The sequence below is a fragment of the Pseudomonas sp. P5_A12 genome (genome assembly GCF_056400685.1).
In genome coordinates this window covers 1-17940 of sequence record NZ_JBFUKU010000101.1, presented here as the reverse complement: position 1 = coordinate 17940, position 17940 = coordinate 1, and the positions used below count along the sequence as shown (strand labels likewise).

The 17940-nt window shown below is 59.5% G+C and carries 14 protein-coding genes and 1 pseudogene; 7 read left to right on the top strand and 8 right to left on the bottom strand.

The features are described 5' to 3' along the window. Nucleotides 1–99: 99 nt before the first annotated feature. Nucleotides 100–216, bottom strand: a pseudogene (locus AC1DSG_RS15475) (helix-turn-helix transcriptional regulator); the annotation flags it as partial. Nucleotides 217–424: 208 nt separating this feature from the next. Between AC1DSG_RS15475 and AC1DSG_RS15470 the strand changes: the two are divergent. The 4 genes from AC1DSG_RS15470 to AC1DSG_RS15455 all read left to right on the top strand — a co-directional run bounded on the left by AC1DSG_RS15470 (nucleotide 425) and on the right by AC1DSG_RS15455 (nucleotide 5356). Next, complete coding sequence (locus tag AC1DSG_RS15470) at nucleotides 425–1204, top strand: enoyl-CoA hydratase-related protein (protein ID WP_477791665.1); 780 nt, start codon at nucleotides 425–427, stop codon at nucleotides 1202–1204. Continuing rightward, nucleotides 1204–2385: an acetyl-CoA C-acyltransferase family protein gene (locus AC1DSG_RS15465; RefSeq protein ID WP_477791664.1), complete on the top strand. Its 1182-nt coding sequence runs from the start codon at nucleotides 1204–1206 to the stop codon at nucleotides 2383–2385. Before AC1DSG_RS15470 ends, AC1DSG_RS15465 begins: the two co-directional genes overlap by 1 nt. A gap of 260 nt (nucleotides 2386–2645) precedes the next feature. Continuing rightward, nucleotides 2646–3767, top strand: a complete 1122-nt coding sequence (locus AC1DSG_RS15460; RefSeq protein WP_477791663.1) for an HlyD family secretion protein — start codon at nucleotides 2646–2648, stop codon at nucleotides 3765–3767. Then, entirely contained in the window at nucleotides 3764–5356 is a 1593-nt protein-coding gene (locus AC1DSG_RS15455; protein ID WP_477791662.1) for a DHA2 family efflux MFS transporter permease subunit, read from the top strand. The genes AC1DSG_RS15460 and AC1DSG_RS15455 overlap by 4 nt, the downstream gene beginning before the upstream one ends. 155 nt (nucleotides 5357–5511) lie before the next feature. Here the strand turns inward: AC1DSG_RS15455 and AC1DSG_RS15450 are convergent, their stop codons facing one another. Next, nucleotides 5512–8433, bottom strand: coding sequence for an HD domain-containing phosphohydrolase (locus AC1DSG_RS15450; protein ID WP_477791661.1), 2922 nt, complete (start codon nucleotides 8431–8433; stop codon nucleotides 5512–5514). Nucleotides 8434–8656: 223 nt separating this feature from the next. Between AC1DSG_RS15450 and AC1DSG_RS15445 the strand changes: the two genes are divergently transcribed. Further along, a complete protein-coding gene (locus AC1DSG_RS15445; RefSeq protein ID WP_477791660.1) occupies nucleotides 8657–10117 on the top strand; it encodes a GGDEF domain-containing protein in 1461 nt (486 codons plus the stop codon). Nucleotides 10118–10258: 141 nt separating this feature from the next. Here the strand turns inward: AC1DSG_RS15445 and AC1DSG_RS15440 are convergent, their stop codons facing one another. From AC1DSG_RS15440 to AC1DSG_RS15420, 5 genes are all read right to left on the bottom strand, one after another. Then, nucleotides 10259–10699, bottom strand: a complete 441-nt coding sequence (locus tag AC1DSG_RS15440; protein ID WP_477791659.1) for a carboxymuconolactone decarboxylase family protein — start codon at nucleotides 10697–10699, stop codon at nucleotides 10259–10261. A 98-nt stretch (nucleotides 10700–10797) separates the two neighbouring features. After that, nucleotides 10798–12240, bottom strand: a complete 1443-nt coding sequence (locus tag AC1DSG_RS15435) for a mechanosensitive ion channel domain-containing protein (RefSeq protein ID WP_477791658.1) — start codon at nucleotides 12238–12240, stop codon at nucleotides 10798–10800. Between the two features lie 189 nt (nucleotides 12241–12429). Next, nucleotides 12430–13056, bottom strand: a complete 627-nt coding sequence (gene ycaC / locus AC1DSG_RS15430; RefSeq protein WP_477791657.1) for an isochorismate family cysteine hydrolase YcaC — start codon at nucleotides 13054–13056, stop codon at nucleotides 12430–12432. 56 nt (nucleotides 13057–13112) lie between these two features. Beyond that, nucleotides 13113–13796 (bottom strand): isochorismatase family protein, encoded by a 684-nt coding sequence (locus tag AC1DSG_RS15425; RefSeq protein ID WP_477791656.1) that lies wholly within the window; start codon nucleotides 13794–13796, stop codon nucleotides 13113–13115. A 93-nt stretch (nucleotides 13797–13889) separates the two neighbouring features. Further along, nucleotides 13890–14756 carry a pirin family protein gene (locus tag AC1DSG_RS15420; RefSeq protein WP_477791655.1) on the bottom strand — a complete coding sequence of 289 codons (867 nt, stop codon included), beginning with the start codon at nucleotides 14754–14756 and terminating at the stop codon, nucleotides 13890–13892. Between the two features lie 107 nt (nucleotides 14757–14863). On the opposite strand from AC1DSG_RS15420, the gene AC1DSG_RS15415 reads away from it, so the two are divergent. Next, nucleotides 14864–15769 carry a LysR substrate-binding domain-containing protein gene (locus AC1DSG_RS15415; RefSeq protein ID WP_477791654.1) on the top strand — a complete coding sequence of 302 codons (906 nt, stop codon included), beginning with the start codon at nucleotides 14864–14866 and terminating at the stop codon, nucleotides 15767–15769. 96 nt (nucleotides 15770–15865) lie between these two features. Further along, nucleotides 15866–16405, top strand: coding sequence for a PaaI family thioesterase (locus AC1DSG_RS15410; RefSeq protein WP_477791653.1), 540 nt, complete (start codon nucleotides 15866–15868; stop codon nucleotides 16403–16405). 14 nt (nucleotides 16406–16419) lie between these two features. Here the strand turns inward: AC1DSG_RS15410 and AC1DSG_RS15405 are convergent. Continuing rightward, nucleotides 16420–17940 (bottom strand): response regulator (locus AC1DSG_RS15405; protein ID WP_477791652.1); only part of this gene is annotated, 1521 nt, incomplete at its 5' end.

The following is a 17940-nucleotide window of genomic DNA, read 5'->3' as shown; positions in this document are numbered from 1 at the left end:
ATGCTGTGTGTCAGATAAATTGATGTTTTCTGACACACCGCCATCGCGAGCAGGCTCGCTCCTATGTACAGGGGGCTTGGGTGGGCCGTAGATTTTGGATCAGTGCTGGCGCAACCACTCGATAAACAGTGCAAACAGTTCCGGCTGCGACCCGACTTCCAGCTTCAAATAAAGATTCTTGCGGTGCATGCGCACCGTCTCCGGCGAGATGCTCATCTGGCCTACCTCGCAATCACCCATTGCCCCCACTAATAAGCGATTGCGTCAACGACACCCATGCCCGAATGGGTGTGGGAGCCACTTGGCGGCCAGCGCTGGGGCAAAACATGGCAAAAAGCAGCAGTTTCGTTGACTCGTTTTGTCATAGCCCCCAAGCCGGCCCGGCGCTTAGAGTGGCTGCCGGACAAAACAGGCGGGGCATTTCATGAGCGAACTGATCAAACAAGATCGAAACGAAGGCGTTTTGACGCTCACGCTTGACCGCCCCGACAAGCTCAACGCACTGAATAACAGCCTGTATACGCAGTTGGCTGATCTGCTGCTGGCGGCGGACGAAGACGCCAGTATCGGCGTGATCATCCTCACGGGCGGCACCACTTGTTTCACCAGCGGCAACGATCTGGCAGATTTTCTCGAACATCCGCCGACGCATCTGGAAAGCCCTGCGTTTCACCTGATGAACGTCGTCATCCACCTGCAAACACCGTTGATCGCGGCCGTGTGCGGAGCGGCCATCGGTATTGGCACCACCCTGCTGCTGCATTGTGATCAGGTGCTGGTGACGCAAAACGCCAAGCTGCGCGTGCCGTTTGTGAACCTGGGCCTGTGCCCGGAGTTCGGCGCGAGCCTGTTGTTGCCGCGTCTGCTCGGTCACGCCCGCGCCGCCCGTCTGCTGCTGTGGGGCGACAGCCTCGACGGTGCCGCAGCGGTGGCGTGCGGACTGGCCAACGAACTGTTCGACGACGGCCAACAATGCCTAGACGCCGCACAGCACCTGGCCCGACGGCTGTTGGCGTTGCCGCAGGACTCGGTGCGCCAGACCCGGCAACTGCTCAAACAAGCGTCGTTGCCGGAGTTAAAAGCCACCATTCGTCAGGAAAACCTGTTGTTCATCGAGCGCCTCAAGACCCCTGAAGCGCAAACAGCGTTGACCGCCCTTCTTATTCGCAGTACAGAAAAGCATTCACCAAGAGGAAAGCCGTAATGAACACCCCGGATATTTTTGTTGTCAGCGCCGCACGTACCGCCATTGGCACTTTTGGTGGTTCGCTCAAAGACGTTCCGCTGGTCGACCTGGCGACCACGGCTGTCAAGGCCGCCCTGCAACGCTCCGGCGTAGACCCGGCGCAAGTTGGCCATCTGGTGATGGGCAGCGTGATCCCGACCGAAACCCGCGATGCGTACATCTCCCGGGTCGCCGCGATGAACGCCGGCATCCCGAAAGAGACCCCGGCCTACAACGTCAACCGCCTGTGCGGTTCCGGTCTGCAAGCAATCATCAATGCCGCGCAAACCCTGATGCTGGGCGATGCCGACATCGCCATCGGCGCCGGTGCCGAATCCATGAGCAATGGCCCGTACCTGTTGCCAGCCGCCCGTTGGGGTGCGCGCATGGGCAACGTCCAGGCCATCGACTACATGCTGGGCATCCTGCATGACCCGTTCCACAGCATTCACATGGGCATCACCGCCGAAAACGTCGCCGCACGCAACGGCATCACCCGTGAGATGCAGGACGCTTTGGCCCTGGAAGATCAGAAGCGCGCTGCGTTCGCCATCGCCAATGGCTACTTCAGCGAGCAAATCGCTGCAGTGGAAATCCGTGATCGCAAGGAAACCAAGCTGTTCAGCGTCGACGAGCACCCACGAGCCACCTCCCTGGAACAACTGGCGGGCATGAAGCCAGCGTTCAAGAAAGACGGCACAGTGACGGCAGGCAACGCCTCCGGCCTGAACGACGGCGCCGCTGCGCTGGTCATGGCTACCGGCGCTGCCGTGCAAGCCAACAACCTGCGCCCGATGGCCCGTCTGGTCAGCTACGCCCACGCCGGTGTGGAACCGGAACTGATGGGTCTCGGCCCGATTCCTGCCACACGCCTGGCGCTCAAGCGTGCCGGCCTGACCGTCGCCGACATGGACGTGATCGAAGCCAACATCGCCTTCGCCGCCCAAGCCTGTGCAGTCAGCCAGGAACTGGACCTCGACCCGGCCAAGGTCAACCCGAACGGTTCGGGTATCTCCCTGGGTCACCCGGTCGGCGCGACTGGCGCGATCATTGCCACCAAAGCCATCCACGAACTGCATCGCACCAACGGCCGTTATGCGCTGGTGACCATGTGCATCGGTGGTGGTCAGGGGATTGCAGCGATTTTCGAACGCGCTTAAGTGTCAACGCGATGCCCGGTGCAATGCCGGGCATCGCAGCCGCTTGATGATTTCTTTCGCCATCCAACAATACCGCCCTCCTTGCGCCCTGGATTAACTCTCAGGACCCGGAACAAACCTTCACCCTGTGCCCTCCCGTTGTTTCCACGACGAGACCTTAGGGGCTTCCTGACGACCGGCAGCAAAATTCAATTGCCATAAAATATTATCTGTATCATATTACATACGTAATAAACATCGATTCCCCACAGGTATCCCCCATGACCAGCATGCCCAGCCTCGAAACCGACCTTGTTGTCCCGGTGAGCACACCCAAGCCTCCCCTGCTCAAACGGTTGATTTTGCTGACGGCGGTTGTCGCTGCCCTGGGGTTTGCCGGGCTGTATGCGACTCACTGGTGGACGGCCGGTCGTTTCATCGAGGAAACCGACGATGCCTACATCGGCGGTGACGTCACGGTGATCGGCCCGAAAGTCGCCGGGTATATCGAAGAAGTGCTGGTCACCGACAACCAGGCAGTCAAGGCCGGTGATGTGTTGATACGCCTCGACGCTCGCGACTACCGCGCCAATCTGGCCAAGGCCGAAGGCGCGGTCGCCGCCGAAGAAGCCTTGCTGGCTAACCTCGACGCCACCGAACAATTGCAATACGCGGTGATCGGCCAGGCCCGCGCCGGGATCGATGCCGCTGGCGCGGAAACCGCTCGCTCCCGGGATGACAATGCCCGCTACAAGAAACTGGTGAACAGCAACGCGGTCTCGGTGGAAAGCGCACAACGGGCGGACGCCACGTTCAAGACCGCTCAGGCACTGAGTTCTCGAGCCCAGGCCGAACTGCTGGYGGCGCAACGTCAGTTGAACGTAATCGACACCCAGAAACAGCAAGCCCGCGCCGCGCTGACACAGGCTCGGGCCGAACGGGATCTGGCGCAATTGAATGTGGGTTACACCGAACTCAAGGCCCCCGTGGATGGAGTGATCGGCAATCGTCGGGCGCGGSTCGGCGCGTATGCGCAAGCGGGTTCGCAACTGCTGTCGGTGGTGCCGTCCAGTGGTTTGTGGGTGGATGCCAACTTCAAGGAAGATCAGCTGGCGCGGATGATTCCGGGCCAACGCGTGATCATCCATGCAGACGTGCTCTCGGGGCAGGAATTCCACGGCCATCTGGGCAGTCTCGCGCCCGCCAGTGGCTCGCAGTTCAGCGTGCTGCCACCGGAAAATGCCACCGGCAACTTCACCAAGATCGTCCAGCGGGTGCCGGTGCGCATCATCCTCGATCCGGCCGACGGTGTGCTCGGTCACCTGCGTCCTGGCCTGTCGGTGACGGCAGAAGTCGACACCCGCAAAAGCGCTGAAGCGCCAGCCGTGGCCAGCGCACCATGAGCCGCGCCCTCGCCGTCCCTGCGCAACCGTTCGATGCCGCAAAAATGGCGACGGCAACCAAGGTGTCCGCCTTCGCCAGCATGTGCATCGGCATGTTCATTGCGCTGCTGGATATTCAGATCGTGTCAGCCTCGTTGCGTGATATCGGCGGCGGGCTCTCGGCCGGCACCGACGAAACGGCGTGGGTGCAGACCAGTTACCTGATCGCCGAAATCATCGTGATTCCACTCTCGGGTTGGTTGTCGCGGGTGTTTTCGACTCGCTGGTTGTTCTGCGCTTCGGCGGTCGGTTTCACCTTGGCCAGCCTGTTGTGCGGCGTGGCCTGGAATATCCAGAGCATGATCGCCTTTCGGGCGCTGCAAGGTTTTCTCGGCGGTTCGATGATTCCGTTGGTGTTCACCACTGCGTTCTTTTTCTTCACCGGCAAACAACGAGTGATCGCCGCAGCAACCATCGGCGCGGTGGCCTCGCTGGCACCGACCTTGGGACCGGTGATTGGCGGCTGGATCACCGACATTTCGTCCTGGCACTGGCTGTTCTACATCAACCTGGTGCCGGGCATTTTCGTCGCCGTGGCCGTGCCGATGCTGGTGAAAATCGACCAGCCGGAATTGTCGCTGCTCAAGGGCGCCGACTATCTGAGCATGGTATTCATGGCGCTGTTTCTCGGCTGCCTGGAATACACCCTCGAAGAAGGCCCGCGCTGGAACTGGTTCAGCGACAGCACCATTCTCACCACCGCCTGGATCAGCGGCCTCGCCGGGCTGGCGTTCATCGGCCGGACCTTGCACGTCGCMAATCCGATCGTCGATTTGCGTGCCCTGAAAGACCGCAACTTCGCCCTCGGCTGTTTCTTCTCGTTCGTCACCGGGATCGGCCTGTTCGCCACCATTTACCTGACGCCGCTGTTTCTCGGCCGGGTGCGGGGCTACAGCGCGCTGGACATTGGTCTGGCAGTTTTTTCCACAGGGGTGTTCCAGATCATGGCGATTCCTCTGTACGCCTTTTTGGCCAATCGAGTCGATCTGCGCTGGATAATGATGACCGGCCTGGGTCTGTTCGCGTTGTCGATGTGGGATTTCAGCCCGATCACCCACGACTGGGGCGCCAGAGAACTTATGCTGCCGCAAGCGTTGCGCGGAATTGCCCAGCAACTGGCGGTGCCGCCAGCGGTGACCTTGACCTTGGGTGGCCTGGCACCGGCGCGGCTCAAACATGCGTCAGGATTATTCAATCTGATGCGCAACCTGGGCGGCGCCATCGGCATCGCCGCCTGCGCGACCATCCTCAACGACCGCACCAACCTGCATTTCACCCGGTTGGCGGAACACCTGAACAGCACCAACGAAGCGCTGAATCAGTGGCTATCGCAAGTCGGCAACAACTTCGCCGCCCTCGGCCACGGCGGTGACACTGGCGTCACCGCGAGCCTGCACCAGTTATGGCTGTTGACCTACCGCGAAGCGCAGACACAAACCTATGGCGACGCGTTTTTGATGATCATGGTCTGCTTCATCATCGCCACAGCAATGGTGCCCCTGATGCACAAGGTGCAACCACCGGCCGCGCCGTCAGCGGATGCTCATTGAGAATGCTCAGGGGCCAGTCCATACGTTAGATCAATGTCACAGGAGGCTGGCGGTCCCCCCGCTATCGAAGCCATTTCCCTGCTGAGGCATCTAGGCCAAGGCATGTCGATTCCGGTTGGGTGCTGCCGAGCCGCGCCGACTGGCCCGCAGCACGTTCATGCCTTCGCCCCCAGGTACTGTGCAATATCAACTTCATCAATCTGCTCCGGTTGCATATAGAGCTCGGCATAGCGGCGATACACTCCGGAAGTCAGAAAGAGATCGAACAGGTCCGGATCGATGTGCTGCTGCGCCCTGGCTATCGACATGATGTGGACCGCCTCGGACAGGCTTTTCGCCCGTCTGTATGGCCGGTCTGCTGCCGTGAGCGCCTCGAAGACATCCGCAATGGCCAACATTCTCGCCAGCGGGCTCATTTCGTCCCGACGCAGTTGYCGGGGATATCCGCTGCCATCCATCTTCTCGTGATGATTGCCGGCTATTTCCGGTACCTGGCATAGTTCCTTGGGGAATGGCAAGCGCGACAACATTATCTGTGTCTGTACGATATGGTCTTCGATCTTGAAGCGCTCTTCGTCCGAGAGTGTTCCTCTTCCCACCTGCAGGTTATGCAGCTCGCCCCGGTCGTACAAATACTTGGGGGTGTTGCGTTTGAAACCCCACGGATTGTCCGGCGGGATCGTGTCATGCGCTGTTCGCGGGATCACGTGTTCCGGTTTATCGGCAAGCAGTGGCTCCAATGCAGGCAGCGGTGCTGCCGGGTGGTGTGCCTTGCGTGCCTGTTCTTCCTGCGAGAGGCCGATGCGATCGTCCAGGGTCCGCAGCCAGGTACGGCCAGCGACCTTTTGCAATCTCGCCTTATGCGCGGTGTCCATGAACTCACCGCCCTGATTGCAAGTGGCGATGAATGCGAAGTCGTCATCAATCGCCTTGAGTTCGGCGTCACGTCGCTCGCRTGCCGCCTCGTCAGTTTCGCCAGCGGCGACCGAACGTAGATACGTTATCTCGGCATCGCGCTTTAGCACCTCGAAGCGCATGCGGATTTCGTGAATCCGGTCGTAGAGGGTCTCCAGCTTTGTCGCCTTGTCGATAATGTACTCGGGGGTCGTCACCTTGCCGCAGTCGTGCAACCAGGCGGCGACATGCAGGGCTTCCCATTGTTTGTCCGTCATCCCGAACGACTCATAAGGACCGTCGGTGGCATCGCAGGCTGCCGTGGCCAGCATCTTGACCATTTCGGGCACGCGCTCGCAGTGACCGCCGGTGTGCGGGCTCTTCGCATCGATGGCGCCAGCCAGAAGCCGGATGAACGCGTTGAACAGATCGCGTTGCGCTTTCGTCAGTCCCTGCATCTCGAGCGAGCCTGTGCACAGGCCGGCCAGTGTACTGACAAAGGCGAGCTGCGCAGCTTCCAGCGGGGTGTCGCGCAGTATCAGAATGACGCCCAGCAGCTCGTCCTGGCGGGTGGCAAGCGGGATGGCTGCAACGTGAGATGCCTGCATCATCGTCAACATCTCGAGCTTCGCATTACGCATCTCATCTGCCGTGAAGTGGCGAGTTTGCGGAACGTTTGCTTGGGCGGCAGAGCCGATCACAGGCAGTGCCTGCTCAATTGAAGTGTTCGCCACCGCTTGCGTTACATCTTTGCCATCGCGATCAAACGCTGCGGCGACCGTCAAAGCGCCGCCTTCCACCAGGTACAGTACGCCCGCGTTGCCACCCGCGGCATTGAGGGTTTTGCGCAACAGCAAAGGCAGAAGGTGATCGAGCCGGGTTTCCGCGGACACGGCTTGCGCTATCAACAGGAAGCGCTGGATTGTATGGCGCATTTCCTCGGTTGCGATGCCGAGCGCATGCACCTCACTGATGCGCGACGGCACGGAAACCGGTTGGTGGAAATCGAACCTGCGTATGGCTTCGACCCCATCCGCGAGAGCTTGCAGGGACCGGGAGATGTACCGCGCCGCAAACCAGATCAAGGGTATCGCAAGCAGTATGACAATGACCGTCGCCGCCATCCCTATCCACGCCTGCTGCCTGGCGCCCTTGAGCAATTCGTCTTTTGGAATGGCGGAGACCAGGAAAAGGGATTTGCCGTCGTCTGACGTCAACCGGTCGATTGTCGTGTACCACATCTCGCCGCCAGCGGACGTCACTTCTTGTCGGCGGGGATCATCACCCAATGCCCCGATGCCGTTAGCCAGAAGCGTCAGGATGGGAACCCCATATTCACTGGCGACCGTGAGCCGGTCCGTCCGGATGGAGTCAGCGGCCGATACCGACTGTGGGAGTTTCCTGTCGATCGCGATGACCTGGCCACTGGCGTCCAGTAGAGCGGCCACCGAACGTGCGGTGGTCTCCTTGCGCGCGAGCATTTGCCCGAGTGAGTCCAGTCGGAAATCGCCACCGACCACAGCGCGGCGGTTCTCAGTGGGAATAGCGAACGTTGCGCCGACCACTCGGTCGATAAAGAACGTATAGGCTTCTGTGCGAATGAGCGAGCCTGCGGCCATGGCCATGGTGTACCACGACCGTTGTCTCGGATCGAAGAGGGATGCAAAATCTGCGTCCTCCTCGACCGCGAGCGTCTTGAGATTGGAATCGAGAAAGTAAAGCTTGCCTTGTGGTGCGCCACTGCCCCGTTCGACACTGTTTATGACGTAGCTGGCTTGCTGCGGTGCGTGGAAGGTCAAGCGGGTTGACTCGTCGCGCAGTGGCCTGACAATGAAGACACTGCCGTCTGCATAACCGACGTAAAGTGATAGCAGGAGTGGCGACAATCCAAACGCATCACGAATCAGCGCCAGATGCTGCAGGCGCAGATCGAGAGAGGTTGCATCGGCCAGGGAGCTGTGGCTGATCAGCTCGACCGCAATCCGCGCCGGTGTCACGGTCTCTTCTATTTTGTCGCGCGTATCATCGCTGATCTGATTCATTGCCTCGGATGCTGCGACCTCCAGGGCTGTCTTGGTCATCATGAAGTTGATGCCGCACGTCAGCGCTCCGACCACCAGCACAACGGCCCCAAACAGCGCCCAGAGATGAATGTGAAGCGGGTAACTTCTGTGCGTTTGCATCTACCTTCCCTCGACGGGTGCAACACGATATCTCCGGGAACCGCCGGGTTATCTGCGGCAGGCCTGAGTCCCGCGCACGGTCAGTCTAGCAAACGAAAAATAAGCTACTGCCAATCAACTGCCACCACAGTGTCAGGGTGTAGTCGATTTTTACGTGAGTTCTGCAGTGGGAGCGCAATCGCTGCGATATAGGCATGACGAGGTCAGTTGGCTACACCTTTAAATGATCTACTCTGAGCAGGTGCTCGACGGCCTGGCAACAGGATCGCAAGACAAGCACTGCCAATGTCCTGTCGGAGTGACATTCATGAGGTGGCTAATCGAGTATGCGCGCGCCATCAAGGTTGGCAGCTGGATTTTAGGGGTAGCCTTGATCGTGATTGCCGTTTTCGGGGTAGCCGACCGCTATCACCGTCAGCACGCTCTGCTGTTGGAGGGGCAGCAAGCATTGCTGGCTCATCGAAGCAGCTGGGGCTATGACACTCTGGTACGCCAGCTGGCGACCCATGAACTGCAGCATTCACTGCTTCAGGCAAATCCCCTGCCGACCGGGTGTCTGCCAGACCAGTCCATTGCCGAGCAGCAGCGCGCCACAGAGACCCTGACTGAGGGTATCGAAGAGCTGACTCAATACACATTACGAGTACCCATACATCAAGTGGTCGCGTTGCCCAGTCCGCTGGCGCCTCAGATGAGCCTGACGAAGGGCGGCATTCAGATGACCAGCCGACAACTTCTGGGCTACAGCTGCAGTGGGCGTTACGCGGTGCTCCGGGAAACACAGACCCGGTTACAGCCGTTACCGCTGCCGCCGCGCTCGGCCATCGGACCGGCGTTTGTCGATGCGCTTATCGTGCATGTCGCCGTGAGCCACGGCCATGAGCCCCCCTTGTATGTCGACATTCATTTCACCGACGACAAGGCTGATCTGATACCTGTCACAGCCGACGACTGGCCCACCACACTCCTTTCCGAGGAACAAGGCGAGGAGCGTTTTGTCCGGGACATCGAGGACCCCAAACATAACCTGCACCTGCAGTTCTATAGTGAAATCCTGACACCGAGTTTCCTGTCGCTGTTCCTGAGCTGGAATGGTCTGGGTTTGTTAATGCTGGTTGGCATGCTTGTCAGTGTGCTGTTGATCATTTGGCTGTCGGGGAAATTGATTGATGCCTACGGGGTGCAACATCGAGCGGCGACCCGCGACTTTCTAACCGGGTTGTACAACCGACGGGAGGCGATGGCATTGGCAGAGACGGAGGTAGCCAGGACCACGCGTGCGCCCGTTTCGTTGAGCATATTGATGCTGGATATCGACCACTTCAAACGGATCAATGATACCTACGGCCATGACGGGGGGGATGAGGTGCTGAAGTTTTTTGCCCAACTACTTAACCAGACTGTACGCCAGCATGACCTGGTCGCCCGGATCGGCGGGGAAGAGTTCCTCATCCTGCTCCCACATACCGATTTGACAGGCGCACAATCGATGGCCGAGCGCTTGTTGCAGATACTGCGCGACTCGACGCTGGACTATGCCGGAACACGTATTGGCGTCACCTGTAGCATCGGTGTCACCATTTGGCGTGGGCCCGAAGACACCATTCAGGCCATGCTTATCCGTGGCGATCTTTTGCTTTACCAGGCCAAACAGCAAGGCCGTGACCGTTATGTGAGTGATTGATGTTTATCAACTATCAATTGAGGAGCACAACGAGTCATAAAGATTCAAGCCTGGAACATCGGCTTCATCTTCGCCACGGCGACGGTGCCCCTGATGCGCAAGGTGCAACCACCGGCCGCGCCGTCAGCGGATGCTCACTGATCAGGCTTGAGGCATTTTGCGGAAACCAATCGCCAGACGGTTCCAGGCGTTGATGGTGGTAATGGCCACGGTCAGGTCGACCAATTCCTTTGGACTGAACTCGGACACAGCCACTTCGTAATCCTCATCCGGCGCATGGGTCTGGCTCACCTGCGTCAAGGATTCAGTCCAGGCCAATGCCGCACGTTCACGCGGAGTGAAGAACGGCGTTTCGCGCCAGGCCGACAGCGTGTACAGACGGCGCTCGTCTTCCCCGCCCTTGCGGGCATCGGCGCTGTGCATGTCGAGGCAGAAGGCGCAGCCGTTGATTTGCGAGGTGCGCAGCTTGACCAGTTCGATCAGGGTCTTTTCCAGCGGCAGCTTCGAAACAGCGGTTTCCAGGGCGATCATGGCTTTGAGCGCATCGGGGGAAGCGGTGTAGAAATCTATACGAGGTTTCATGCGGACTCCGATAACAAGTAGGGGTGGAGTCACGTTAATCCCGCCTGTCCTTCTGACAAATAGCCAATATTCCAGAAGTCGAGGAGGCCATTGGAGCACTAGGCCTTTTTACGCAACCACTGCAAAAACCCCTTGCGCTCCACCACCTTCGGCACTTCCTGGGTCAGCGTCTGCGCCTTGTTCAAACGGAAATCCAGCAGCGCCTTCATCGATTCGCCAATGTCATGCCGCGCATCCAGGCAGGGTTTGAGGTAGTCCTTCTCGATCCGGTACAAGCTGCAGGCGGTCTTGGCGATGAAGTCGGCCGRCAGCGCGGTGTCCGACAAGATCCCACCCTCCCCGATTACCTCGCCCGGGCCCATGCGCCCCGACTCGAACTTGACCCCGCCACGGCTCAGCTCCACCGAGACCACCCCGGACTCAATGATGAACAAATGATCGCTGACCTCCCCCGCCGGCAGGACCATGTCCCCGGCGCGGAAGTTTTGCAGGGTCATGTGCTGGCTGAAGGTCTCTTTCTCTTCCTGACGCAGGGTCGAGAAAATCGCCGAACCTTCCAGCAATGCCCGAGGCCGTGACAAGCCGCCAGGCGCATTCGGTTCTACGGTCGACAACAGGCTGACGCCCGCCGCCTGCAAATGCCGGTACGACAGATCGAACAGCAGATTGCGCACCATGCGTTTCTGGTCCATCGAAACCACGAAACCACTGATTTCGTATTCCACGCCAGCGGCGCTGGAGCCCTTGAGTGCGACGCATGGTGCCGGTTTGCTCAATAAAAAGCGGCAGCCCTGCATGGCCCGTTCCAGCGCGTCGATCACCGTTTGCGGGCGCGCGTGGGGGCTCAGTTGCAGGCTGATTGATACGCCAAAAATGTCGCTCGGCCGGCTGAAGTTGATGATCTTGGCCTTGGCCGCCAGCGAGTTGGGAATCACCGCCATGCTGCCTTGGGCGGTTTGCAGGCGCGTGGCGCGCCAATCAATGTCGATGACCCGGCCTTCGGTGCCGTCGATGGAGATCCAGTCATCCAATTGATATGGCTTGGTGGTGTTGAGGACGATCCCGGAGAACACGTCGCTGAGAGTGCTTTGCAAAGCCAGGCCGACGATGATCGCCAAGGCGCCGGAGGTGGCCAACACGCCTTTGACCGGCAGATCGAGCACGTATGCCAGCGCCGCGATGACCGCGATCAGGAAGATCACCGCACCGAGCAGATCCTGAAGCAAGCGCCCGGTGTGCCCCACGCGTTGCATCATCACCGCGCCGATCAGCACCGTCAGGGTCCGCGCGCCGAATAGCCACCAACCAATCTGCAAGCCGGTGGCCGCCAGGTGCAATGGCACGTTGTCGGCCCAAGGGGCTACCTCCAACGGGTTCAAGCCTTCGTTGAACAGCAGGACGCTGAACAACGAGAAAATCACCAGCCTGACGAGGAGCTTCCAGTTGCTGCCATTGGCGCTGATCAGCCGCCACAGCCCAAGATCGACCACGATCAGGACCAGTGCGCAGACCAACGGATGATCGGTGAACAAAGACAGCATCGAGCAGCTCCAGCGATGGCCAATGGCGCGAAGATCTCACACATTGGGCACAGTGTAGGAGGGTTTCATGCAAAACAAATGTGGGAGCGAGCYTGCTCGCGATGGCGGCGTGACAGTCACTGCACAAGTGTCTGTCCTACCGCCATCGCGAGCAAGCTCGCTCCCACAGGGGATCTAAGTTGTCAGCAGTTATTTGCTGTTGGTCAGGGTGTTGTAGCTAGTCATCAGGTTGCGATAGTCCGGAATGTGGTTGGAGAATAAGGTTCCCAGCCCTTCCACGTCGTTACGCCAGTCGCGGTGCAGTTCACAGGCCAGGCCGAACCAGGTCATTAACTGCGCGCCGGAGGCCGACATGCGGTCCCAGGCCGATTGTCGGGTCAGCTCATTGAAGGTGCCGGAGGCGTCAGTCACCACGAACACCTCAAAGCCTTCGGCCAGCGCCGAGAGTGCCGGGAACGCCACACAGACTTCCGTCACGACACCAGCGATGATCAGCTGTTTCTTGCCGGTCGCCTTGATCGCCTTGACGAAATCTTCGTTGTCCCAGGCGTTGATCTGGCCAGGACGGGCGATGTAAGGCGCATCCGGAAACAGCGCTTTGAGTTCAGGCACCAGCGGGCCGTTGGGGCCGTTTTCGAAACTGGTGGTGAGGATGGTCGGCAACTTGAAATACTTGGCCAAGTCGGCCAGGGCCAGCACATTATTCTTGAAACGGTCCGGTTCGATGTCGCGCACCAGAGACAGCAGACCCGCCTGGTGATCAACCATCAAAACCGCAGCGTTGTCCTTGTCGAGACGTTTGTAAGAAGTTGTCATTGCAGTAGTCCTCGCGTGTTGTCGATGCCGAGTGGATATCGGCGTGGGGGGGGCGTTTAGCGCTGGGAGTCCAGCACTTCGTGTTCATTCGCCACTTGCTGTGCCTTGAGGTAGCTTTCGATCAACAATTGATAATGCGGCATGGCCTGGGCGTAGACAGCGGCCCACTGCTCGGCATCCGGACGGTTCCACGAGCCTTGCAGTTCAGAGAGCGTAGCCATGATGTCGATCGGCACGACCCCGGCCTGTGCCAAACGGGCAATGGTCAGGTCGGTGGCCAGTTTCGAGTGGTTGCCGGAGGCGTCGACCACCGCAAACACTTTGTAGCCCTCATGCACCGCCGCGATAGACGGAAACGCCAGGCAAACGCTGGTCAGCGTGCCCGCGATTACCAGGGTTTTCTTGCCGGTGGCTTTGACTGCCGCGTGAAACTCGGCGTTGTCCCAGGCATTGATTTCGCCCTTGCGTGCCACGTATTGGGCATGCGGAGCGGCTTCGTGGATCTGCGGAATCAACGGCCCATTCGGTCCTTGCGGGACGGAAGCGGTGGTAATAACCGGCATGTTCAGCAGGGTCGCGGCTTTGGCCAGGGCAATCGCGTTGGCGCGCAGCTGTGGCACGTCCATGTCCTTGACGATCTGGAACAGCCCGCTCTGGTGGTCGATCAACAGCATGGCGCTGTCGTTGGGATCGATGATCGGTTTCAGGCCGTTGAAGTTGGCCGCGTTGACGGTATTCATGTGCGTTTCCTCTTTCGTTTGGGCAACAGCCATCCCTGGCCTGAGAACCGGCCTACGCATCCTGTGTAGAGCGGGTGGTTGAAGCGCGACGGGTTAACCGTGCATCTGGCCGAAGCGGCCAGACTGGAAGTCGGCGAAAGCCTGGTGAATTTCTTGCTCGGTGTTCATCACGAACGGGCCGTGCCCGACAATTGGTTCATCGATCGGCTCACCGCTGAGCAACAGCACCACCGCGTCCTGGCTGGCTTCAAGGGCCAACTGATCGCCGTCCCGATCGAACAACGCCAACTGACCTTCGCGCACCGACACCTGACCATTGACCTGAACCGTGCCGTGCAACACCACTAATGCCGTGTTGCGACCTTCGTGCAAGTCCAGAGTCAGCAATTTGCCGCCCTTGAGACACAGGTCCCAGACATCAATCGGGGTGAAGGTGTGCGCCGGGCCGGTGTGGCCGTCGAACTCACCGGCGATCAAGCGCAGGTAGCCGGCCTGGTCCTTGAGCGGGATGTTCGGGATGTCGCCATCGAGGATCGTCTGGTAACCGGCGTCAGCCATTTTGTCCTTGGCTGGCAGGTTGACCCACAGCTGCACCATTTCCAGGGTGCCGCCGGACTTGGCGAAAGCTTCGGAGTGAAACTCCTCATGAAGAATCCCCGACGCGGCGGTCATCCACTGCACATCGCCAGGGCCGATCGTGCCGCCGCTGCCGGTGGAGTCACGGTGTTCCAGTTCGCCCTTGTAAACGATAGTCACGGTTTCGAAACCACGGTGCGGATGCTGACCAACGCCACGTCGCTCAGTGGTCGGGGTGAACTCGGCAGGAGCGGCATGATCCAGCAGCAGGAACGGGCTGATGTGCTTGCCCAAGTTGTCGTAGGAAAACAGCGTACGAACCGGAAAACCGTCGCCGACCCAATGGGTGCGTGGGCTGGTGTAGATACCGATGATGTTTTTCATGGTGTCTCCTGATGAGGTGAGTGAAGCCATGGACAAAGCTTAAAACCGGAACCTTTGGTGCGCTAGACTGCAGAAATCACCCTTTGCGTTCTATTTGGGGAACGATAATGGAAGACCTCAACACCCTTTACTACTTCACCCAAGTGGTGGAACACGGCGGTTTCGCCCCGGCTGGCCGGGCGTTGGACATGCCTAAATCGAAGCTCAGCCGACGAATCGCCGAGCTTGAAGAACGCCTCGGTGTCCGCCTGCTGCATCGCACCAGTCGCCATTGTTCATTAACGGAAATCGGCCAGGCCTACTACCAGCGTTGCCTGGCCATGCGAGTCGAAGCAGAAAGTGCCGCCGAACTGATCGAACGCAATCGCTCCGAGCCTCAAGGTCTGGTGCGCATCAGTTGTCCGACGGCGCTGCTCAACTCCTGGGTCGGGCCCATGCTGACGCGCTACATGCTCAAATACCCGCTGGTGGAATTATTTATCGAGAGCACCAATCGCCGGGTCGACCTGATTCACGAAGGGTTCGACATCGCCCTGCGCGTGCGTTTTCCGCCACTGGAAAATACGGACATGGTGATGAAGGTTCTGGGCAACAGCACCCAGTGCGTGGTGGGCAGCCCGGCCTGGGCCAAACGCCTGTCGTCCCCTGCCTCCCCCGCCGACCTGAGCGGTTTGCCGAGCCTGCATTGGGGAGCTGCCCAGCGTGAATATCAGTGGGAATTGTTCGGTGCTGAAGGCGCCAGCGCGCTGATTCGACATACCCCACGCATGGTCACCGATGATTTGCTCGCGTTGCGTCACGCGGTGGTGGCGGGGATTGGCGTCGCGCACCTGCCGAGCGTAGTGGTGCGCGATGACGTGGCGGCCGGCAGGCTGGTGGATCTAGTGCCGGGCTGGGCACCGAAATGCGGGATCATCCATGCCATCTTCCCATCACGCCGTGGGCTGCTGCCGTCGGTGCGCACGTTGATCGACTTTCTGGGCGAGGAGTTCAACCACGCTGACATCGCTTGAAGTGACACGACACACGGCGCTGGCGGAGATTTTATTTCGGACATAATATTAACCTGAATTACAACCATAATATCCGCTCCGCCTGAGGACAAAATCATGCAAAGCCCCACCCGCGAAGCCACACTCGCCCAATGGATCGCCCAGGAACACGCCATGCGCGGCCGTCTCGCCGGCCCTGGCAGCCTGTCCATGGCCGATGTCAGTGCGCTGTCGCCCGCCGAATTCTTCGAAGGCATCGGCAGCGGTGAACTGCCCTCGCCGCCCATTGGCACGCTGATGGATTTCATTCCCATCGAATGGTCAGCCGGACTGTTTATCTTTCAGGGCACCCCTGACGCACGGCATTACAACCCGCTGGGCAGCGTACATGGCGGCTATGCGGCGACGTTGCTGGATTCGTGCATGGGCTGTGCGATTCATACGCAGCTGAAAAAGGGCCAGGGCTATACGACGCTGGATTTGCGCATCAGCTATGTGCGTGCGCTGACGGGAGCAAGCGGGCCGGTACGCGCCGAGGGCAAGATCGTTCACGTGGGGCGTTCTACCGCGCTGGCCGAGGGACGGATTTATGATGTGGATGGGCGGTTGTATGCGACGGGGTCGACGACTTGCATGATTCTTGAGGCGCGCGCGTAAGGCATCGCACCGCGCTATTCACGCTTGAGGTGCTGCCCGAGACTTTCCATGGCGCGCTGCAACTGCTCAACGGCCTCATCGATCAGTGCCGCGCGCCCCTCGGCGCAGGCACGTTCCAGATCCTCACAACACTCGATCAAACGTTCGGCACGGACCATGCGCGCACTGCCCTTGATGCGATGCGCCAGTTCCTGGAGGCGCGGGTGATTATCGTCGTCGTGGGCTTTGAGCAGATGAATACGGTCATCGCGGTTGGTCTCGGCCAGTTCGCGCAGCAAATGATTGATAAGAGCCCGGTCTTCACCCACGTACAACTCCAGACCGGTCAAGTCGATCCCGGTCGTTGGTTGACCTTCAACCGGTGCTAACACATCAGCCGCAAATCGAGCCCCCAACCAGGCGCTCAGATCCGCCAGCAGGATGGGCTTGAACAAGCAGTCGTCCATGCCCGCTTCCAGGCATCGAATCTTTTCCTCTGGCTGCGCATTGGCGGTAAACCCCAGAATCAGGGTGGACGGCAATCCATAGGCGCGCTCTTCATCACGAATTGCGCCCGCTAATTCATAACCGCTGATCCCGGGCATATTGCAATCACTGATGACGACGTCGAACTCCTGCTCGCGCCATTGTTCGAGCCCTTGCTCGCCATCCTCGGCCTCTGTGACACGGTGCCCCAGATAGCTCAGCTGACGGTTCAGCAACAAGCGATTAGCCGGATAGTCATCGACTACCAAAATCGTCAGAGGTCGGGTGGATAGCGCTACTCCACTGTCCACCTCATCACAGAGGGGCAAGGCTTTCAAAGCCACCAGAGACAGATTGATGTCGGCCTGGGTGCCCCGCCCAAGGACGCTGCCGAGTACAAGTCGTCCCCCCATCAATTCGCATAGCGTGCGACTGATCACCAGCCCCAGACCGGAGCCCTTGTGGCCCGAATGTTGGCTGTTGCCGRCCTGGACGAACGGGCTGAACAAGCGTTGCTGATCAACCACGCTGATGCCAATACCACTGTCTTCGATATGTACGTTCACCGCCAGATGACCTGAAATCCCCGGCACCACCCGCAGTGTCAGGCTCACTTCACCGGCATGGGTAAACTTGATCGCATTGCTCAACAGATTGGACAGCACCTGCTTGAAACGCGTGGGGTCGAGCAACACGTCACGGTCACTGCGCGCATCCAGTTCAACTCGCCATGCCAGGCCTTTCTCCCGAGCCAGACCTTCGAACACCCGGCACACCGATGCTACCAGCGCATGCAAATTGACACGCTCGGGCATCAGGGATAAATGCCCGGATTCGATGCGGGCGATGTCCAGGATATCGCCGATCAATGCCAGTATCTGTTGCGCTGCCGTGGACGCTACCTCCAGTGCAGAACTGTCGGCGACGCCCTCTTTTGCCCGCATCCCGGCAATTTCGAGCATGCCGATCAGGGCATTCATTGGCGTACGGATTTCGTGGCTCATGGTCGCCAGAAAGGTAGTTTTCGCACGATTGGCATCGTCGGCGGCGTCCTTGGCGTCCTGCAATTG